The organism is Rahnella sp. CJA17(1/100), assembly GCF_963881615.1.
Lineage (GTDB): Bacteria > Pseudomonadota > Gammaproteobacteria > Enterobacterales > Enterobacteriaceae > Rahnella > Rahnella aceris.
Genome location: NZ_CAWOJA010000093.1, coordinates 153933 through 174406, shown reverse-complemented (window position 1 = coordinate 174406; position 20474 = coordinate 153933). Strand labels below are relative to the sequence as shown.

The 20474-nt window shown below is 53.9% G+C and carries 11 protein-coding genes; 3 read left to right on the top strand and 8 right to left on the bottom strand.

Features of this window, described 5'->3' with window-relative positions:
- Positions 1–3 precede the first annotated feature (3 nt).
- Entirely contained in the window at positions 4–2040 is a 2037-nt protein-coding gene (locus AACU55_RS25435) for an NADPH-dependent 2,4-dienoyl-CoA reductase (RefSeq protein ID WP_134706392.1), read from the bottom strand.
- A gap of 396 nt (positions 2041–2436) precedes the next feature.
- Here AACU55_RS25435 and AACU55_RS25430 point away from each other — a divergent pair, with 396 nt between their 5' ends.
- A complete protein-coding gene (locus AACU55_RS25430; protein WP_013573863.1) occupies positions 2437–3303 on the top strand; it encodes a crotonase/enoyl-CoA hydratase family protein in 867 nt (288 codons plus the stop codon).
- Positions 3304–3332: 29 nt separating this feature from the next.
- On the opposite strand, the gene pdeR is transcribed toward AACU55_RS25430, so the two are convergent.
- The 4 genes from pdeR to malT form a co-directional block, all read right to left on the bottom strand.
- Complete coding sequence (gene pdeR / locus AACU55_RS25425; protein ID WP_134706390.1) at positions 3333–5351, bottom strand: cyclic di-GMP phosphodiesterase; 2019 nt, start codon at positions 5349–5351, stop codon at positions 3333–3335.
- A gap of 282 nt (positions 5352–5633) precedes the next feature.
- Positions 5634–7931: a beta-glucosidase BglX gene (gene bglX, locus AACU55_RS25420; protein WP_134706388.1), complete on the bottom strand. Its 2298-nt coding sequence runs from the start codon at positions 7929–7931 to the stop codon at positions 5634–5636.
- Positions 7932–8310: 379 nt separating this feature from the next.
- Positions 8311–8595 carry a YjcB family protein gene (locus AACU55_RS25415; protein ID WP_013573866.1) on the bottom strand — a complete coding sequence of 95 codons (285 nt, stop codon included), beginning with the start codon at positions 8593–8595 and terminating at the stop codon, positions 8311–8313.
- A 252-nt stretch (positions 8596–8847) separates the two neighbouring features.
- Entirely contained in the window at positions 8848–11574 is a 2727-nt protein-coding gene (gene malT / locus AACU55_RS25410; RefSeq protein WP_013573867.1) for an HTH-type transcriptional regulator MalT, read from the bottom strand.
- A 322-nt stretch (positions 11575–11896) separates the two neighbouring features.
- Between malT and malP the strand changes: the two genes are divergently transcribed.
- The gene (gene malP, locus AACU55_RS25405) at positions 11897–14299 is read left to right on the top strand and encodes a maltodextrin phosphorylase (RefSeq protein ID WP_112197553.1); all 2403 of its coding nucleotides are present in this window, start codon (positions 11897–11899) and stop codon (positions 14297–14299) included.
- A 9-nt stretch (positions 14300–14308) separates the two neighbouring features.
- Positions 14309–16399 carry a 4-alpha-glucanotransferase gene (malQ, locus tag AACU55_RS25400; RefSeq protein ID WP_134706386.1) on the top strand — a complete coding sequence of 697 codons (2091 nt, stop codon included), beginning with the start codon at positions 14309–14311 and terminating at the stop codon, positions 16397–16399.
- A gap of 268 nt (positions 16400–16667) precedes the next feature.
- On the opposite strand, the gene malG is transcribed toward malQ, so the two are convergent.
- From malG to malE, 3 genes are all read right to left on the bottom strand, one after another.
- Entirely contained in the window at positions 16668–17558 is an 891-nt protein-coding gene (gene malG / locus AACU55_RS25395; protein WP_134706384.1) for a maltose ABC transporter permease MalG, read from the bottom strand.
- Positions 17559–17571: 13 nt separating this feature from the next.
- Entirely contained in the window at positions 17572–19116 is a 1545-nt protein-coding gene (gene malF, locus AACU55_RS25390; RefSeq protein ID WP_013573872.1) for a maltose ABC transporter permease MalF, read from the bottom strand.
- 71 nt (positions 19117–19187) lie between these two features.
- Complete coding sequence (gene malE, locus AACU55_RS25385; protein ID WP_013573873.1) at positions 19188–20387, bottom strand: maltose/maltodextrin ABC transporter substrate-binding protein MalE; 1200 nt, start codon at positions 20385–20387, stop codon at positions 19188–19190.
- Positions 20388–20474 lie beyond the last annotated feature (87 nt).

Below are 20474 nucleotides of genomic sequence, written 5' to 3'. Positions count from 1 at the left end.
TTTCTAAATTTTCAGCGCCAGCCGCGTGCCCTGATCGATAGCGCGACGCGCATCCAGTTCGACGGCGACGTCGGCACCGCCAATCAGGTGTACGATTTTTCCGGCCTCCTGCAACGGCTGATACAGCGCGCGTTGCGGTTCCTGTCCGGCGCAGATAATCACGTTATCCACTTCCAGACATACCGGTTCACCGTTCATGATCAGGTGCAGCCCCGCGTCGTCGATGCGTTCATAGCTGACACCACTTTGCATTTTCACGCCACGCTGCAACAGGCTGGTGCGGTGGATCCAGCCAGTGGTTTTCCCCAATCCTGCGCCGACTTTGGTGGTTTTGCGTTGCAGCAGAACGATATCCCGCGCGGCAGGTTCGGGCTGTGGCCCAAGTGGTGCCAGACCGCCACGGTGCGTCAGGCTCTGGTCGATCCCCCATTCGTGGCTGAAAGCCTGAGTGCTGAGGCTCGATGACGGGCCGGTGTGGATCAGGTATTCGGCGGTATCAAAACCAATGCCGCCCGCGCCAATAATGGCGACGCACTGTCCGACCGGTTTTTTATCCCGCAGTACGTCGAGATAGGTCAGCACGATCGGATGATCAATGCCCGCAATATCCGGCAGGCGCGGTGAAATACCACAGGCGAGGATCACTTCGTCATAACCCGTTAACTGGCTGGCGCTGACGGTTTCGCCCAGGCGCAGCGTTACGCCCAGTAATGTCAGCTGGCGCGAGTAGTAACGCAGCGTCTGATAAAACTCTTCTTTGCCGGGGATCTGTTTGGCGACATTAAACTGCCCGCCGATTTCATTGTGTGCATCAAATAATGTGACGTGATGCCCGCGGCTGGCGGCGGTAGTGGCAAACGCCAGCCCGGCTGGACCCGAGCCGACAACGGCCAGACGTTTGGTGATTTCCGCACGGGTAACCGGTAACTGCGTTTCACGGCAGGCGCGCGGATTGACCAGACAGGAAGTGACTTCACCGGCGAATATCTGATCCAGACAGGCCTGATTACAGCCGATGCAGGTGTTGATTTCATCAGCACGTCCCTGCGCGGCTTTTTCGACAAACGCAGGATCGGCAAGAAACGGGCGTGCCATCGACACCATATCCGCACAACCTTCGGCGAGAATTTTCTCCGCCACGTCAGGGTCGTTAATGCGGTTGGTGGTAATCAGCGGAATCCCCACTTTGCCCATCAGTTTTTGCGTCACCCAGCTGAACGCCGCGCGGGGCACCATGGTGGCTATGGTCGGAATGCGCGCTTCATGCCAGCCAATACCGGTGTTGATAATGCTCGCGCCTGCCTGTTCAATGCGCTGCGCCAGCATTTCGACTTCATTCCAGTCCGAGCCTTCTTCGACCAGATCCAGCATGGATAAGCGATAAATGATGATGAATTCCCGGCCACAGGTTTCGCGCACGCGGCGTACGGCTTCGGTGGCAAACCGCATGCGGTTATCGGCACAACCGCCCCAGCTGTCCGTGCGCTGATTGGTGCGTGCGGTGAGGAACTGGTTTATCAGATAGCCTTCGGAGCCCATGATTTCCACGCCGTCATAACCCGACTCTTTGGCAAGCTGCGCACAGCGGGCGAAATCCGCCAGTGTGGATTCAATTTCCTCTTCACTCAAAGCATGTGGCGTAAAACGGTTGATCGGTGCCTGCAGGGCGGAGGGCGCGACGGGGTGGGGCTGATAACTGTAACGTCCGGCGTGAAGGATCTGCAGGGCAATTTTGCCGCCAGCGGCATGCACCGCGTCAGTCACCACGCGGTGATGTGTGATGTGTTCCTGTTCAGCGAGAATCGAACCGCCCTGATAAACCACGCCCTGCGCGTTAGGGGAAATGCCGCCGGTGACAATCAGCCCGACGCCTGCGGCGGCACGTTCTGCATAAAAGGCCGCCAGACGTTCCGGCCCGTCCTCCCGTTCTTCCAGCCCGGTGTGCATGGAACCCATCAGCACGCGATTTTTCAGTTGGGTAAAACCTAAATCCAGCGGCGCCAGCAGGTGCGGATAAAAAAGCGAAGCGCGTTCAGTCATGGAATTCTCTTAAGTGGTCGGAGGAGATGAATTCAATTTAGCTGCTGGCAGAACAATTGGAAAGTCAGTGTGTAATGACTGTGATATGTATCACTCTGAGGAATTCGCTGAGCGTTAATTAACTATTACGCTTCTTATTACTCGCGGTTTATTAATTGGCAGAGGTGACTTTTGTCGCCGGAAAACAGCACAAGATAGCAGATGAAATACCTATTTCTTTGTTTTTACACACAATGATCTTATTGCAGGTTGTTTATTTTTAACATTTTTTTCAGAGATTGTGGTCGTTAGGATTATTTTTAGAAAACCATATCGAATCGATTCAGTTCGGGTTAGAGCTGGACTAGGCTGGAGTTGCTTCACCCTAAAAATTCAATTCTAACCTGGATATATACTATGAATCTTATTGACCATACAGCCTGCCGCCCGTTCACCGAAGCCGGGCATTTGTCCCAGATTGCAGCCTATTATGAAGAGGGTCGTAACGTCATGTGGATGATGCTCAGGTCTTATCCACGTCCCTGTTTTAATCAGGAGCTTATCGAAGACATTATGACGCTGATGTATGCCGCGAAGGCATCCGGTCTGCGTTTTGATTTTTGGGTCACCGGCTCTTTGGTGCCCAATATGTATAATGTCGGCGGTGATCTGAGCTTCTTTGTTGATTCCATCGTCAATAATAAACGCGAAGCGTTACGTGCTTACGCCAGAGCCTGCGTGGATTGCGTTCACGCTGCCGCGCGTGGTTTTGATGTAGGCGCGATCAGTTTATCGATGATAGAAGGCACGGCGCTGGGCGGCGGCTTTGAAGCCGCACTGGCACACCATTACGTGCTGGCGCAGAACACCGCCCGGATGGGGTTCCCTGAAATCGCGTTTAACCTTTTCCCGGGAATGGGCGGTTATTCGCTGGTGTCACGCAAAGCGGGGATGAAGCTGGCGGAGGAACTGATTTCCACCGGGGAGTCGCATACCGCCGAATGGTTTGAAAGCCGCGGGCTGGTGGACGTGTTATTCCAGCCGGGGGAAGCATTCACCGCCACGCGAACGTTCATGGATGTTTTGCGACCAAAACTCAACGGCATCCGGGCGATGATCCGCGCACGTCAGCGTGTGCTGCAATTATCACGTTCAGAACTGATGGATATTACGGAGGATTGGGTGGATGCAGCGTTTACGCTGGAGGAGAAAGACCTGAGTTATATGGAGCGTCTGGTCATGCTGCAAAACCGGCATACGGCGTCATTGCGTAAAACCGGCTAGCAGCAGGCAGAAGCAGCCCGTCACTGGCGCTATTTCTGTTTTGCTTTATGTTTAAAAACATTGGGTGAAGCAATCATTTTTTCCTCAAGCCAGTGCTCCAGTTCATTTGCTGGCATTGGCTTGGCATATAAAAATCCCTGTTTGCTGTCCACACCGATTTCGTCAATCCGCTTCTCTTCTTCCGCCGTTTCCACACCTTCCGCGACCACTGTCAGTTGCAGCGTTTTGGCCACCGCCACAATCGCCCGTACCAGCGCCTGAGACACCGGATTATCATTGATTCCACGAATAAAGCTTTGATCCAGCTTGATGCAGTCGAGGGGGATTCTCGCCAGTTGTGACAGCGAAGAATAACCGGTGCCGAAATCATCCAGATGTACCTGTGCGCCCAGTTTATGCAACTGGTTAATCATGGTGATCGCTGCACCTTCGTCTTCCACCAGGCAACTTTCTGTCAGTTCGAAATCCAGCAGGCAGCCTTTCATGCCGGCATTTTTCATGGCATCCGACAGCGTCGTGATGAATGCACTATTGTTAAGCTGTCGTCCGGAGAGGTTTACCGCCACCCGCAAATTCAGCCCTTTTTTCTGCCATTCCGTCGCCTGACGGGTCGCGGTTTCGATCACCCATTTACCGACTGGCGTGATGAGACCGGATTCTTCGGCATAGGGAATAAAGCTCTGAGGTTGGATCAGACCGCGTTCCGGAGAATTCCAGCGCAGCAGTGCCTCCACGCTTTGCACGGTACCGTAAAGCGATACTTTCGGCTGATAGTGTAAGACCAGCTGATCTTTCTCAGACAAGGCTTTGCGTAAATGTGTATCTAACCACATGTATTCAGAGGCTTTCTCATTCATCTCTGGTGAGAAAACACAGTGTACATTTTTGCCCTTTTCCTTGGCTGCATACATGGCAGTATCGGCGTTTTGCAACAGTATATCGCCGTCGGTACCGTGTTCCGGGCAAATCGCGATACCGGCTGAACAGCCGGTATACACTTCAATCAGCCCGATGCGGAATGGCAAACTGAGCCTGCGCAAAACGCGCTGACTCAGCGCTTCCAGCGCTTTTATTTCAGCATGCGTGCTGAGAATAATGAATTCATCCCCGCCGAGCCGCGCCAGTTTATCGTTGGGCGACAGGCAATCCTGAATGGCATCAGACACCGCGCGCAGCAGGTGATCACCAAACATATGTCCGTAGGCGTCGTTAACTTTTTTGAAGTTATCCAGATCCAGATAAATCAGCCCGACGTTGTTTTCACCACGCTCGATAAGTGCTCGGGCAAGGGACTCCTGCAAGGCATTACGGTTAGCGAAACCGGTGACCAGATCAGTATTTGCCAGCACGCGCAAACGCTCCTGCGCCTTGCGTTCGTCAGTGATGTCAGAGCCGGAGCAAATCAGATATTTTTGCTGTTTGCCGCTGCCGCTGTGGACGAATTTATTGCGAAACAGGAACAGGCGCTGGCCTTTGACGGTGTTGATCCAGCGTTCCACTTCATAAGATTGCTGATGCTGGAAAAAACCATTGATATTCTGACGTGAGGCCAGGCCTTCTTCCATCGACATAAAAAGGTCATAGGCGCTGCGTCCGATAACATCTTCTTCGCGCAGGCCGGTATATTCCTCGCTCAGACGGTTAAAACGATGGATTTTGCCTTCCTGATCGATAATCACGATCACGGAGTTGGCTTCAGAAACCACCTGCTCAGCAAAGGTCAGACCGACTTCAAGGTCATGGGCGACAGACTCAGTGTCCTGATAGGCGGAGGCCGTACCGGCCCAGGCTTTACTGTCGATTTTTCGCCCGACAAGATACAAACGCGCAGGGGATCCGAATAGCGTGATATCCAGGGTAAAACTCGAGGTGATCCCGGTGAGTTGCCTTATTTTCCCTGCCTGCCACTGCGTCAGAGAGATAGCAATATTGACGACGCCTTTCTCTGCGGATAACTCCAGGGCATTGCTGTCTGAACCCAGTCGCCAATATGGGCGTGGTGTACCAAAGTGCAGGTACAGGAGGGAAGCATCTTGAGAGTCGACCATGAATGTTTCTCCGCAAAGAACGCTATACGCCGCCAGTGTGGCGACGGGCGACAGTCAGCACAGACGGAGCTTACTCTGTTCAGCACATTCGCCACGTTCCGTAAAAAAACGGACAAGGGCGGAATGGCGTAACACATTGAATTTAAGGTTAGCCACTGCCAGTTATATATCCAGTTACCGGACAGAAATTACTGCTCAGAACAGGCGGTCTCCGTTACCGGAATACCGCCTGAGAGAGAAGGTTTTTGATTCTCTTCCGGGCCTGATTTCAGGCCCGGAAAGTTATTTCAGCAGGAAACTGGTTTGTTTCACATCCTGAGAATCTAACCCCACGAATACATTGAACTTTCCAGGCTCTGAAGCCCATTTCAACTTATCGTTGTAGAAGCGTAAATCTTTTTCGGTGATCGCAAAGGTAACAACTTTCTCTTCGCCCGGCTGCAGGTTGATTTTCTCAAAATTCTTCAACTCTTTAACCGGACGACTGATCGACGCCGTGACATCCTGCAGGTACATCTGGACGATCGTCGCACCGCTGACTTTGCCGGTGTTTTTCACCGTCACGCTGGCGGTGAGCGGGTGTCCGGCATCCATCGTGGTGGATGACAAACTCACGTCAGACACACTGAAGCTGGTGTAGCTCAGGCCATAACCGAACGGGAACAGCGGGCCGTTGGTAATATCAAAATAACGGGTAGTGTATTTATCTGGATGCTGAGGATTAAACGGACGGCCGGTATTGAGCACGCTATTGTACAAAGGAATTTGCCCGACTGAGCGTGGGAAGGTCATCGGCAGTTTGCCTGATGGATTGTAGTCTCCAAACAGAACGTCGGCAATCGCATGTCCGCCTTCGGTGCCGCTGAACCAGGTTTCCAGCATGGCATCAGAAATTTCGTTTTCCCACGACAGGGTCAGCGGACGGCCATTCATTAACACGACAACCAGCGGTTTACCGGTGGCTTTCAATGCCTTGAGCAGGTCACGCTGGCTTTGCGGAATGTTAATTTCGGAACGGCTGGACGCTTCGTGCGCCATGCCTTGTGCTTCGCCGACTACGGCGACCACAACGTCAGCTTTTTCTGCTGTTTTCACCGCTTCGTCGATCATATCCTGCGGTTTGCGTGGATCGTTGATCACCTGTTTCTCGTAAGAGTTCAGGAAATCGACCAGAGCCTGATCGTTGGTGACGTTGGCACCGCGGGCATAGAGGATAGTGCCTTTATCACCGAGCACATCTTTCATCCCCTGCAACACAGTGACTGCCTGCGCTGCCTTACCGGCTGCCGACCAACTGCCCATCACGTCACGCTTGCTGTCAGCCAGCGCGCCAACGACGGCAATCGTGCCTTTTTTATTTAACGGTAACGTTTGATTGTTATTTTTCAGCAGCACCAGCGAAGTACGTGCCACTTCGCGCGCCTCCTGACGATGCAGACGGCTTTCGGCGTTGGTGTCAGCCGGATCGCTCGACTGCGGGCCTAAATGACGATATTCATCAACAAACAGCCCCATATCCCATTTCGCGGCCAGAACATCGCGAACGGCGCGGTCAATGTCTTTCTGGCTCACCATGCCGTCGGCAAGTAATCCTTTCAGGTACTTACCGTACATATTGTCAGCCATGTCCATATCGACACCGGCTTTCAGCGCCATCGCGGCAGCCTGACGATCGTCTTCGGCTACGCCATGTTTGACCAGTCCGCCAATGGCGCCATGGTCGCTGACAGTCAGGCCCTTGAACTGCCAGTCATCGCGCAGAATATCTTTCAGCAGCCAGGTATTCGAGGTGGCAGGAATACCGTTAACGCTGTTCAGTGCCACCATCACACCGCCGGCACCCGCATCGACTGCCGCTTTATAAGGTGGCATGTAATCGTTGAACATGCGGGTCAGGCTCATGTCCACAGTGTTGTATTCGCGGCCGCCTTCGACAGCACCGTACAACGCATAGTGTTTGACGTTTGCCATGACGGCGTCAGGGGCAGACGGATCTTTGCCCTGATAACCGGTAACCATTTCATGCGCGAGGCGCGAGGTCAGATAGGTATCTTCGCCGAAACCTTCAGAAACACGGCCCCAGCGCGGATCACGGGTGATATCGACCATCGGTGAGAACGTCATGTTCAGGCCATCGGCTGCCGTTTCCTGGGCTGAAATACGTGCGCTGGTCGCCACCGCCTGCATATCCCAGCTCGCCGCCAGACCGAGGCTGATAGGGAAAATCGTGCGCTGCCCATGCACCACGTCATAGGCATAAAACGGAGGAATTTTCAGGCGGCTGTACTGCACCTGATCCTGCATACGGCGGATATCGGGCTTAGTTACCGTGTTAAACACGCCACCGACTTTACCAGCGCGGATGTCAGCCATGATGGCTTCTTTTTGGTACTCAGGCCCCACAGTGACCAGATTCAGCTGACCGATTTTTTCATCAAGGGTCATTTTTTTCATCAAATCGGCAATGAACGCGTTGCGCTCTTTCACCTGATCCTGAGGAATGCCCGTTGTTTCAACGGCGAGAGAAGAAGCAGAACTTACCAGTAACACTAACGCGCCAAGCATGTGATGCGTATTCATCGGAATTCCTTCAACCATAAGCAGGGGAGCCAAATCAGAGAAAATTCAGCAGCCTGAAGCAAACAAAGCAATGATCATTCTAAGAAAAGTATAGAGTGAGAATCTAATACGTCCCTTCAACTATTAGCAATGAATAGTTTAGACGCCAGCACAATATCTTTTTACCTTTCGGTACATCCCGCAATTTACAGGTAATCAGGATGATAGATACAAAAAGACATTCGATGCGTCACGCAAATTTTTATATTTAGGATTACATGACATCCGGCTGAACAAATAATCATCAGAAGTAACACGGGGGAAAGCGCGGGATAACAAAAAGGGCAGAACATGCGGTTCTGCCCTTTAATAATCTGGAATATCCGCTAAGGAAATCGGATTAATAGTAGTAAGACATATCGGTCGGGGTTTTGCTCATGACATCAAAGAAAACGTCTTTGGTGTTTGCCCAGAATTGCGCGACGGCAACGGCGTTGTAGCTCATGCCCATCAGGCTCATGACAAAGAAACAGGTCACGGTGAGGCCGATACCACTGCAAACGAATGCCATGGTATTGCGGCTGGACTGGCGACAAACAATATTAAGCTGACTGGTGCAGAACATCAAAAAAGCGCTCAGCAATTCCCAGCGCATCATTAAAATCCCGGCAGTTAATGTACCCATCGATAAAATCCTTACTTACTACAGCCACTTGCACGAAGCCAAAATCAGCCGGAAGGCTGCTACGACGGGCGGGCAATGGGCTTTACAGAAGAAATGGTGAATTACAATTATGTGACGACGGTCACATTATATCACCGGATTTTATTTTTGAGTAAAAAATGTTCGCTAATAAAAAATAGGCATAACACATCAACTTATTTTGACGATGTGTTATGAAAAGCGGAGAAATCGTGATGTATTTTGAAGAGATAATTACGCGCCGTAACCCATCACTTGTAACAGGTGCTGAGCCTGCTGCACCGCTTCCTGACGGTGCGCAACACCCAGTTTCTGATACAGATTACGGATATGGGTTTTGATGGTCGTTGATGCAACGTCCAGCTCACCGGCAATCTGGTCATTACTGTAGCCGGAGTAAATCAGCCCCAGAACCTGCCACTCGCGCTGCGTCAGCGGGCTGGTACGGATTAGCTCCGGCACTTGCGGATGGGTCAGCAGTTTGTTCACAAAGCCTTCGTCGAAATGCGCAAACTTGTGACGGTGATGCTGGTTAATTTCGCGCAAAATCTGCTGGGCGCGGCGCTGTTCCAGTTCCGGTAGCAGATTAAGCTGGATCAACTGGCGCAGTTGTTGCGCCATCATTTCCCCTTCGATGACGAAATGACTGACAAAACCGGTACGGTTCGCCAGCGCCAGCGCTTCGATCAATGCTTTTTGGGCGTCACTTTTGCGCCCGGTTTGCCAGTAAAGTAAGTTACTCAGCAGCAAATTGCGGTTCAGATCGCTGGTCAGGCGCAACTGCCGGGCATTCTGATTCAGTTCATCGAGCACCACTTCAGCTTCATCAAACTGTTCCAGCAAAATCTGTACGCGGGCAATATTTCGCCACTGACCTTGCTGGAAATGGTTATCTGCCATGTCCGGTTTACGCGCCTGTTGCAGCCACTGGCGTGCAGCGTTTTTATCGCCAATCATCTGCCAGTAAATCACCCGCGGCTTATCGGTATTGGTCAGCCAGTCAATGTGATACTGACCGGTTTTCAGCAATGCTTCACAGCGTTGTAAATGATGATGGGCGTTGTCGAGCTGACCGCGTGCCAGCGAACATTTCGCCAGCATCGCCAGGCATTGCAACTGCTGTTGCGGCTGGAAATTGCTCAGCACATTAAGCCCTTCACGCGCAGCTTCTTCTGCATCATCGAGCCGCGACCATGACCACAACAGTTGGGAACGTAAGCGCAATAAAAATTCGTGCATCGGCAACTGTTCAAGATGCTGTTCGCGCACCAGTTCAAAAGCGCGATCCTGCATCTCAAACGCGGCCTGCAAAAAGCCCTGAGCAATCAGAATTTCACTCTGTTGCAGCAGCGCCCATAAGGCGTAGTGATAGGCTTCATAACGGCGGGCGATTTGCTCGGTCTGCTGCATCAGCGGCAGTGCGCGGGTGAGATCCCCTTTGCAGTGCTGGATTTCACCGGTCACGGACGTGGCCACAATGCGGCTGTAATAGCTTTCATAAGGCAGATAGCGCAGCGCCTCAGTGGCCAGTTTTTCCGCCTCATCCTGACGTCCGTCGTTGATAGCCACCTGTGCCCGCAGGGCATCAAACTCGGCCGCCAGTGCCTGTTCCATCACAATATTATGCTGTTTCATTTCGCTTTCAGCGCGGGCCAGCAACACCTCGACTTCAGCATAACGGTGCTGACTTTGTGCGAGCCATGCCTGCAACAACACCAGTTTAGGATTCTGAATCAGCCGGTCATAAGGCAGAGCGGCAAGACATTCTTCCAGCAACGCCAGCTCGCTTTGATTAAACAGGGCCCAGGCATGTTGCAGCAGAATATCGCGCAGCAAATTGGTGTCTTCGGCACCCAGCGCATGATGAATGGCTTCGGCCGGAAAACCTTGCGCCAGCCAGCCTTCGGCGGCAGCGCGGTGAATGGCAGGCAGCTCAGATGCCAGTTCCCACTGACAACGCTGACGCAGGAATGTGGCAAACAGCGGGTGGAAGTTAAACCATTCGCCGCTGTCATCCATACGGTTGATGAATAATCCCTGACGTTCCAGTTCTTCCAGCCGTTGCTGACCATTTTCGCTGCCGGTCAGGCGCACAATCAGCGCGTCGTTCATTGAGCGTAACAGCGAGCAGCGCAGGAGAAAATCACGCGTCGGGGCATCAACGCGATCCAGCACTTCATCCACCAGATATTCAGAAAGATGGCTGGCATTCAGCCCGGCCAGTTTGCGTGCGGACTGCTGCGTCGAATGCTGTGAAGGGTGGGAAGACTGCCGCGCCGATAACGCGATCAGTTGCAAGGCGGTGGCCCAGCCCGCGACTTCGTCGCACAGCCGGCTGCTGTCTGCCTGATCAATCGGGTCTTTCAGCCGGTTGTCGAAAAATTGCTGTGTTTCCGGATGCGTAAAGGCCAGATGCGAGGCGTTGAGTTCCAGCAGTTGATCCCGCACACGCATATTGGCGATGCCCAGCGGCGGCAGGGTGCGTGAAAGCACCACCAGTGACAGGTTTTCCGGCTGATGGCGCAGGAAAAAACGCATCCCTTCATGAATGGCGTCATTAGAAATCAGATGGTAATCGTCGATCACCAGCAGCAGCGGGCTGTGCCAGTCGGAAAGTTCCACAAAAAGCTGGGCAAACAGCGCAGGTAAACTGGCGTACTGATGCTTGAGACTCAGCGCTTCGCTTTTGATGCAATGCCCGCCGCAGGCCTGCTGTACAGCAGCAATCAGATAGCTGGCAAAGCGCTCCGGCTGATTGTCGCTTTCATCAAGAGAATACCAGCCCAGATCACTTTTACCTGCAGCCCAGTGCGCCACCAGCGTCGTTTTCCCATAACCCGCCGGACTGGCGACCAGGGTCAGACGATAATTTGGCGCAGTCGAGAGCTTCGTCAGCAGACGTTCCCGAACCACTGTATTTTGCTGCCGCACCGGGCGGCTCAATTTTGAAGGGATCAGCATTTTTTTCGATTCTTTTGACAGAAGGACAGAGGGGACGTTATTTATTTCACAGCGTGTAATTAATCACTTTTTCTAAAGTCCTCCTTTGAAACATTGATTGCAAGAATGTTACGTTTTTACATGCCGTTAAGTTGCTCTGCATCACACTTCTTAATACAAATTTTCAGGCATCTGCCCTGAACCTCCGTCTCCTCCGGCTACGCCCCGTTTCTCCTCCCTGCCTAATCTTTTACGGGAGGATGCCGCTCACCGACATACGCGTCAGCATAGTGATAATCAACACCAGACTTTCCCTACAAATTTCCGGATAAAGAGGCATGTGATGCAGGTGACTTTAGATAAGACGCAGTTTTTAGCCGCGCTGAAACGCCAGTGGCAAGGGTTCGGTTTGCAGCAGGCACAGGATATGACACCGCACCAGTGGTGGCAGGCCACCAGTGCCGCATTATCTGAACAACTGAGCGCGCAACCGGCACCGGCGGCGGCGAAACAGCCGCAACGGCACGTTAACTATATTTCGATGGAATTCCTGATCGGGCGCCTGACCGCGAATAATCTGATCAATCTCGGCTGGTACGACACGGTCAGTCAGGCGCTGAAAGAGCAGGGTGTCGAGCTGGCCGACGTACTGGAGCAGGAAACCGATCCTGCGCTGGGCAATGGCGGATTAGGCCGTCTGGCTGCCTGTTTCCTCGATTCCATGGCGACCGTCGGGCAACCGGCGACCGGCTACGGTCTGAACTATCAGTACGGTCTTTTCCGCCAGTCGTTCAGCGAAGGCAAACAACAGGAAGCGCCGGATAACTGGCATCGCGAATGCTATCCGTGGTTCAGCCACAACAGCTCACTGTCCGTCGATGTGGCGTTTGGTGGCAAACTGACAAAAAACGAAAAGGGTGCTGAACAGTGGCATCCGGCGTTTACCCTGCGCGGTGAAGCCTGGGATCTGCCGGTGGTCGGTTACAAAAATGGCGTTACCCAGCCGCTGCGCCTGTGGCAGGCCACTGACGTGCATCCGTTCGATCTGACGTTGTTCAATGACGGTGAATTTCTTAAAGCCGAGCAAAAAGGCATTGATGCGGCCAAACTCACCAAAGTGCTGTATCCGAATGACAATCACGACGCTGGCAAACGCCTGCGCCTGATGCAGCAGTATTTCCAGTGCGCCTGCTCGGTGGCCGATATCCTGCGCCGCCATCACTTCCTTGGCCGTAAAATTGAGGATTTACCGAAATTTGAAGTCATCCAGCTCAATGACACGCACCCGACCATTGCCATTCCAGAGCTGTTGCGTATTTTGCTCGACGAACACCAGCTTGAATGGGACGCCGCCTGGGCGATCACCCGCCAGACGTTCGCGTACACCAACCACACGCTGATGCCGGAAGCGCTGGAGTGCTGGGATGAAAAACTGGTGCGCAGCCTGCTGCCGCGCCATTTCTCGCTGATCAAAGCCATCAACGCCCGCTTCAAAAAAGTGGTCGAAAAACAGTGGCCGGGTGACAAAGCCGTCTGGGAAAAATTGTCTGTCCATCAGAACAAACAAGTGCGGATGGCAAATCTGTGCGTGGTCAGTGGTTTTGCGGTGAACGGCGTGGCGGCGTTGCATTCCGAACTGGTGGTCAAAGACCTGTTCCCGGAATATCACCTGTTATGGCCGAATAAATTCCACAACGTGACCAACGGCATCACACCGCGCCGCTGGCTGAAACAGTGTAACCCGGCGCTGTCATCGCTGATTGATGACACCCTGAAAACCGAATGGGTGAATGACCTGGACGCGCTGAAAGGGCTGGAAAGTTCTGCGGATAATAAAAAATTCCGTCAGCGTTATCAGGCCATTAAGCGTGAGAACAAAATCAAACTGGCGCATTACGTGAAGCAGGTGATGGGGCTGACCCTCAACCCTGACGCGATTTTCGACGTACAGATCAAACGTCTGCATGAATACAAACGCCAGCATCTGAATCTGCTGCACATTCTGTCGTTGTACCGTCAGTTGCGCGATAACCCGGAAATGGATCTGGTGCCGCGTGTGTTCCTGTTCGGCGCGAAAGCGGCACCGGGTTATTACCTGGCGAAAAACATCATCTATGCCATCAACAAAGTCGCGGAAAAAGTGAATAACGATCCGCTGGTGCGTGACCGCATCAAAGTGGTGTTTATTCCGGATTACCGCGTGTCCGTGGCTGAACTGATGATCCCGGCGGCTGATGTTTCCGAGCAAATTTCTACCGCCGGTAAAGAAGCTTCCGGCACCGGCAACATGAAACTGGCGCTGAACGGCGCGCTGACCGTCGGCACGCTCGACGGCGCGAACGTTGAGATTGCTGAAGAGGTCGGGGAAGACAATATCTTCATCTTTGGTAACACCGTCGATCAGGTCAAAGCCTTGCAGGCGAAGGGCTACGATCCGCTTAAAATTCGCAAGAAAGACAAGCACCTGGATAAGATCCTCAAAGAACTGGAAAACGGCTTCTTCAGCAATGGCGACAAACAGGCCTTCAGCCTGATGCTCGACAGTTTGCTGGGCGGCGGCGACCCGTATCTGGTGCTGGCTGACTTTGCCGATTACTGCGCGGCACAGCAAAAAGTCGACGCGTTGTATCGCGACCAGGATGAGTGGACGCGTAAAACTATCCTCAACACGGCCCGCGTAGGGATGTTCAGTTCCGACCGCTCGATCCGCGATTATCAGCAACGGATCTGGCAGGCGAAGCGATAAGGAGCCCGCATGGAGAACAAAGCACTGGAGCAGGCCGCCAGGGAGGCGGGGATTGCTTCTGGTTTTATTAATGCGCACGGCAAACAACAGGCAATCGCTTCCGAGACCAAGCGTGAACTGTTATCGGCGATGGGCTGGGTGGCGGGCAGCCGCCGCCCGGTTGCCACGCCGGTGCCGTCGGTCAAAGTGTTTGTCACCGGCAGCCGCCTGGCATTGCCGGTCGGCGGTGAAGGCGAATATGCCTGGACTCTGAAACTGGAAAGCGGCGTGACCCAAAAGGGGCGGATCAGCGGCAAAATGACGCTGGCGCTCCCGGGTAAAATTCCTGCCGGTTATCACCAGCTGACGTTGACGCAGGACGCGCAACAGTGGGAGTGCCGGGTCATTGTCGCGCCGAAACGCTGTTACGAACCGGATGCACTGCTGGCCGGTAAAAAACTGTGGGGCGCCTGCGTGCAGCTTTATACATTGCGCTCGGAAAATAACTGGGGCATCGGTGATTTTGGCGATCTCAATCTGATGCTGAAAAACGTTGCCGAACGCGGCGGCGCGTTTGTCGGGCTTAATCCGATCCACGCGCTGTATCCGGCGAATCCGGTGGCCGCCAGCCCTTACAGTCCGTCATCCCGCCGCTGGCTGAACGTGATTTATATCGACGTCGGCGCGGTGGAGGATTTCCGTCTCAGCGACGCGGCGCAACAGTGGTGGCATCAGCCGCTGACGCAGCAACGTTTGCAGGCGGTGCGCGCCAATGACTGGGTGGATTACGCCAGCGTTATGCCGCTGAAATTAGAAGGATTACGGCTGGCTTACGCACATTTTCAGGGGCGTAAGGCGCAGGATCCACAGGTGAAATCCCTGCGCAACTTCGTCAAACAGGGCGGTGAAAGCCTGTATCTGCAGGCTGCGTTTGATGCGCTTTACGAGCATCTGGCGAAAGAAAGTGATGTGGCACTTGGCTGGAACCGCTGGCCTGAAAAATATCATGATGCCCGTGGCCCGGCCGTGCGGGCGTTCTGCGAGCAACATGCTCAGGATGTGGAGTTTTATCTGTGGCTGCAATGGCTGGCGGAAACCCAGTTTACGCAGTGTTATCACACCAGCCAGCGGCACGAGATGCCGATGGGGCTTTACCGTGATCTGGCGGTCGGCGTGGTGGCAGGCGGATCCGAAACCTGGGGCGACGGCGAGCTGTATTGCCTGAAAGCCTCGGTGGGTGCACCGCCGGATATTCTCGGCCCGCTCGGTCAGAACTGGGATCTGCGCCCGATGGATCCGCATGTGATGGTGAGGCGCGGCTATCAGCCTTTTATCGATCTTCTGCGTTCCAACATGACCAGCTGCGGCGCGTTGCGCATCGATCATGTGATGGCGTTACTGCGCCTGTGGTGGATCCCGGCGGGTGAAACGGCGGATAAAGGTGCGTACGTGCAATATCCGGTGGATGATCTGCTGGCTATTTTAGCCCTGGAAAGCCAGCGTCACCGTTGCATGGTGATCGGCGAAGATCTGGGCACCGTACCGGTCGAGATCGTCAGCAAACTGCGCGAAAGCGGCGTGTATTCCTACAAAGTGCTGTATTTCGAGCGCGACGAGGAAAACAACTTCCGCGCGCCGCAGTCCTATCCGGTTCAGGCGATGGCCACGATTACCACGCACGACCTGCCGACGCTGCGCGGCTACTGGCAAAGCGACGATCTGGCGCTGGGAAAATCCCTCGGTTTGTACCGCGACGAGGCTGTTTTACAGGAGCTGTACGCCGACCGCGCCCGCGCACGTCAGGGGTTGCTTGATGGTTTGCATCATTACGGCTGCATCCCGAAGAAAACCGGGCATAAAGCTGCACTGATGGAAATGACGCCAATACTCAACCGTGGTCTGCAACGCTACGTTGCTGACAGTGCCTGTGCCTTGCTCGGCCTGCAACCGGAAGACTGGCTGGACATGGGCGCACCGGTTAACGTGCCCGGTACCAGCGATGAATATCCGAACTGGCGCCGTAAGCTTTCCCATACGCTCGAAGAGATGTTTGCCGACGAGCAGGTGAATAAGCTGATTAAAGACCTCGATAAACGCCGCCGGAAAGTATCGGTGAGCTGAAGCTGAAAGGAAGGAAGTGAAAAGGGGTTCTGCCTTAGGGCAGGACCCCTTTTTTATGGGCAACCGTTGGGATCGGATGGCCTGTATATGAATACTAAGGTGGTCTGGTGATCGCTATACAGTCCATTGCCTCTTGTGAGCTCGCTGATACCTTTGCACCGACTATTTGGTTATTCCCGATCCCTCCATGCATAAAAAAAGGCGGCTTATTCAGCCGCCCAAGACACAGGGAATTGATCAAGTATTACAAAGCGCATTAGCCTTACAGTTAACCTTTCACACCGCCTGCCGTTAAGCCGCCGACCAGCCAGCGTTGAGCAATCAGGAACACCGCCGTAATCGGGATAGCCGACAATATGGCTGCCGCCGCGAAATCACCCCACAGGTAATTTTGCGGGTTAAGATATTGCTGCATACCGACCGCCAGGGTGTAGCTGTTGACGTCACGCAGCAGTAACGACGCCACCGGCACTTCGGTGATGGCCGCGATGAACGACAGAATGAACACCACTGCCAGAATTGGCACAGACAGCGGCAGCAGCACCAGACGGAATGCCTGCCACGGGCTGGCACCGTCCAGCGCAGCGGCTTCTTCCAGCGAACCGTCGATGGTTTCGAAATAGCCTTTGATCGTCCAGACGTGCAGGGCGATGCCGCCCATATAGGCGAAAATCACGCCGCCGTGGGTGTTCAGCCCGAGGAATGGCACGTACATGCCGAGACGGTCGAACAGGGCGTATAGCGCCACCAGCGACAGCACCGCCGGGAACATCTGAAAAATCAGCATCCCTTTAAGCAGCGAACTTTTACCGCGGAATTTCATGCGGGCAAAGGCATAGGCGCTGGTGGTGGAAAGCGCGACGATGCCGACGGCGGTGATCACGGCGATCTTGATCGAATTCCACAGCCACAGCATCACCGGGAACGGCGGTGGCGTAACGCTGCCGTCGCTGTTGTTGACGGCAATGCCGAGCGCCAGTTTCCAGTGATCCCACGAGACCTGATCCGGGATCAGGCTGCCGGTGGCGAAGTTACCCGGACGCAGCGAGATGGCGAACACCATCAGCAACGGGAACAGGATCAGCGCCAGAAAGCACAGCAACAGCAGGTGTGTGACCAGCAATCTGACTTTCTGCGACTTCGGTTTAACCATAGGCATTGTTTGTTTCTCCTCAGTCGAATTTCATACGTGATGCTTTCAGGTTCACGACAGCCAGCGCTCCCACCAGCAGGAAGATTAGCGTGGCAATCGCTGCCGCCAGCCCGAAGTCCTGCCCGCCGCCGCCTTCAAAGGCGATGCGATAGGTGTAGCTGACCAGCAAATCGGTATGACCCGCTGGCGTGGTGGTGCCGAGCATGTCCGGCCCGCCGTTGGTCAGCAACTGGATCAGCACGAAGTTATTAAAGTTAAACGCGAAGCTGGCGATCATCAGTGGCGTCAGCGGTTTGATCAAAAGCGGCAGCGTGATGCGGAAGAAGTTCTGCATCGGCGTCGCGCCGTCCATAGCGGATGCTTCGTAAAGATCGTCCGGGATCGCTTTCAGCAGGCCCATGCACAGGATCATCATGTACGGATAACCGAGCCAGGTGTTGACGATGATGATCATGCTTTTGGCCGTCCATGGATCGCTGAACCACGCCGGTTTGATGCCAAACAGCGCGCTGAGCATCAGGTTGATCTCACCAAAACTCTGGTTGAATAACCCTTTGAAAATAAGAATCGAAATAAACGCAGGCACGGCGTAGGGCAGGATCAGCAGGATGCGGTACGCCGCTTTCCCTTTCAGTTCTTCCCACTGCACCACGCAGGCCAGCACCATACCGACAGCCACGGTGAGCACCACAGTCAGCAGGGCGAATACAACGGTCCAGACGAAAATCGACAGGAACGGTTTCTGGATCCCTTCGTCATGTAACACGCGAAGGAAGTTGCCCCAGCCGATGCCGACGGTAAAGCCGGGGCTGAGTTTTTCTGCCTGCCATTCCCCCTGAGCGTTCACTGCCTGATAGAAGCCGGTGTCCATGTTCGGGCGGTAAATCGTGCCGGTTTGCACATTGGTCAGTTGCTTCTTATCTTCACCGAGTTTGTACAGCGGCTGAGTGCCGGAGAACTGGCGCAGGGAACTCATGCGCAGCGTTTCGCCGTCGGGTAATTTCGCTGAGATCTGACCGAGGGCCAGACGGTTTTGTGTCACTACCCGCAACCCGGCTTTTTCAGCCGATGGCGCGGTTTGCGGCAGCATGTCCAGCGTTTGCGGCGCGGAAGCGTTGAAAGCAAAAGGCGGGGAAACCAGGGTCTCGCTGTTATCCGCCGACGTCAGTGCCAGTTGCCATCTATCGCCCGCAGGGAAGAGTGCGAAATTCAGCACCTTGCCGCCCTGAAATTCACGTCCCATGAGAACGGACTGCGCACGTTCAAAGGTCAGCTGGTTGGTGCTGCTGTAGTTAGTGAAGGCAATCGCGATGGTGCAGATCAGCGGGAACAACACAAACAACGACATCCCGGCCAGACCGGGGTACACGTAGCGCCACGAATACGCGCGGCGGTTGCCATAAATGTATAAGCCGACACCGGAGAGGATCAGGGTTAGAACGGCAAAGAGGTATTCACCCTGCGCATACATCAGCACGATCAGATAACCGGTAAAGCAGGCGAGCAGGGCGATGATCAGCCACTTAAGCGCATTGCTGAACGGCCTTTTTTTGGCTACTGGCATAGGGACAATCCTTGTAGTGGCGGTACGGAGCAGGTTGGCTCCGTACCGTTCATTGAGCTAAAACGCAGGCATTACTTGGTAATGCGGGTTTCTACATCTTTCAGTGCTTGCGGAACGGTCTGACGGCCATTCACCGCGTTGATGATGGCGCTGCGTTCTGCGTACCAGAAGGCGCTCATCTGCGGGATGTTTGGCATGATTTCACCGTTCTTCGAGTTCGCCATGGTGGCAGCAATGCGCGGGTCTTTTTCCAGTTTCTCCTGATAAGACTTCAGCGCCACGGCACCCAGCGGTTTGTCCTTATTCACGACGGCCAGACCGTCGTCGGTGATCAGGTAGTTTTCCAGGAACTCTTTCGCCAGCTCTTTGTTCGGGCTGGCGGCGTTGATACCGGCTGTCAGCACGCCGACGAACGGTTTAGACGGCTTGCCGTGGAACGTTGGCAGCAACGTCACGCCGTAGTTGATTTTGCTCTTGTCGAGGTTTGACCACGCCCACGGACCGTCGATAGTCATTGCGGTCTGGCCTTTGTTAAAGGCGGCTTCAGCGATGGAGTAATCGGTGTCGGCGTTGATGTGTTTGTTTTTCACCAGATCGATGATGAATTGCAGGCCAGCCTGTGAACCTGCGTTATTCACGCCGGTGTCTTTGATGTTGTATTTGCCGTTTTCATACTTGAACGCATAACCGCCATCAGCGGCGATGATTGGCCAGGTGAAGTACGGTTCCTGCAGGTTCCACATGATGGCGCTCTTGCCTGTGGCGCGCAGCTCTTTGTCCAGCGCCGGGATTTCTTCCCAGGTTTTTGGCGCTTCTTTAATGATGTCTTTATTGTAAATCAGTGACAGTGCTTCAACCGCGACCGGATAGCCGATCAGCTTGCCGTTGAAGGTGACCGCATCCCAGGTGAACGGGAACAGTTTGTCTTTGAAGGTCTGGTCCGGGCTGATTTCAGCCAGCAGACCGGATTGTGCGTAGCCGCCAAAACGGTCATGCGCCCAGAAGATGATGTCAGGGCCGCCGCCTGTGGCTGCCACTTGCGGGTATTTTTCTTCCAGCTTGTCCGGATGTTCTACCGTGACTTTAATGCCGGTGTCTTTTTCAAATTTCTTACCGACTTCCGCCAGGCCGTTATAGCCCTTGTCACCGTTGATCCAGATGACCAGCTTTCCTTCTTCTATTTTGGCGAACGCGGAAGATGACAACACCAGCGTAGCCAGCGCCGAGAGTGCCAGTGTGTGTTTAACAATCTTTTTAATGCTGAGGGTCATAATCCAATCCTTTTGTAGTCGGTTTTTTTATCGTCTGAGACGGAAAAGACAGGGTACGACGCCAGTGTGGATTTAACCTGTCACAGC

Coding starts and splice junctions, on each gene's coding strand:
- AACU55_RS25415 (WP_013573866.1), bottom strand. CDS start 8,595: ATGGGTACATTAACTGCCGGGATTTTAATGATGCGCTGGGAATTGCTG.
- malF (WP_013573872.1), bottom strand. CDS start 19,116: ATGCCAGTAGCCAAAAAAAGGCCGTTCAGCAATGCGCTTAAGTGGCTG.
- AACU55_RS25435 (WP_134706392.1), bottom strand. CDS start 2,040: ATGACTGAACGCGCTTCGCTTTTTTATCCGCACCTGCTGGCGCCGCTG.
- bglX (WP_134706388.1), bottom strand. CDS start 7,931: ATGAATACGCATCACATGCTTGGCGCGTTAGTGTTACTGGTAAGTTCT.
- malE (WP_013573873.1), bottom strand. CDS start 20,387: ATGACCCTCAGCATTAAAAAGATTGTTAAACACACACTGGCACTCTCG.
- pdeR (WP_134706390.1), bottom strand. CDS start 5,351: ATGGTCGACTCTCAAGATGCTTCCCTCCTGTACCTGCACTTTGGTACA.
- malQ (WP_134706386.1), top strand. CDS start 14,309: ATGGAGAACAAAGCACTGGAGCAGGCCGCCAGGGAGGCGGGGATTGCT.
- AACU55_RS25430 (WP_013573863.1), top strand. CDS start 2,437: ATGAATCTTATTGACCATACAGCCTGCCGCCCGTTCACCGAAGCCGGG.
- malT (WP_013573867.1), bottom strand. CDS start 11,574: ATGCTGATCCCTTCAAAATTGAGCCGCCCGGTGCGGCAGCAAAATACA.
- malP (WP_112197553.1), top strand. CDS start 11,897: ATGCAGGTGACTTTAGATAAGACGCAGTTTTTAGCCGCGCTGAAACGC.
- malG (WP_134706384.1), bottom strand. CDS start 17,558: ATGCCTATGGTTAAACCGAAGTCGCAGAAAGTCAGATTGCTGGTCACA.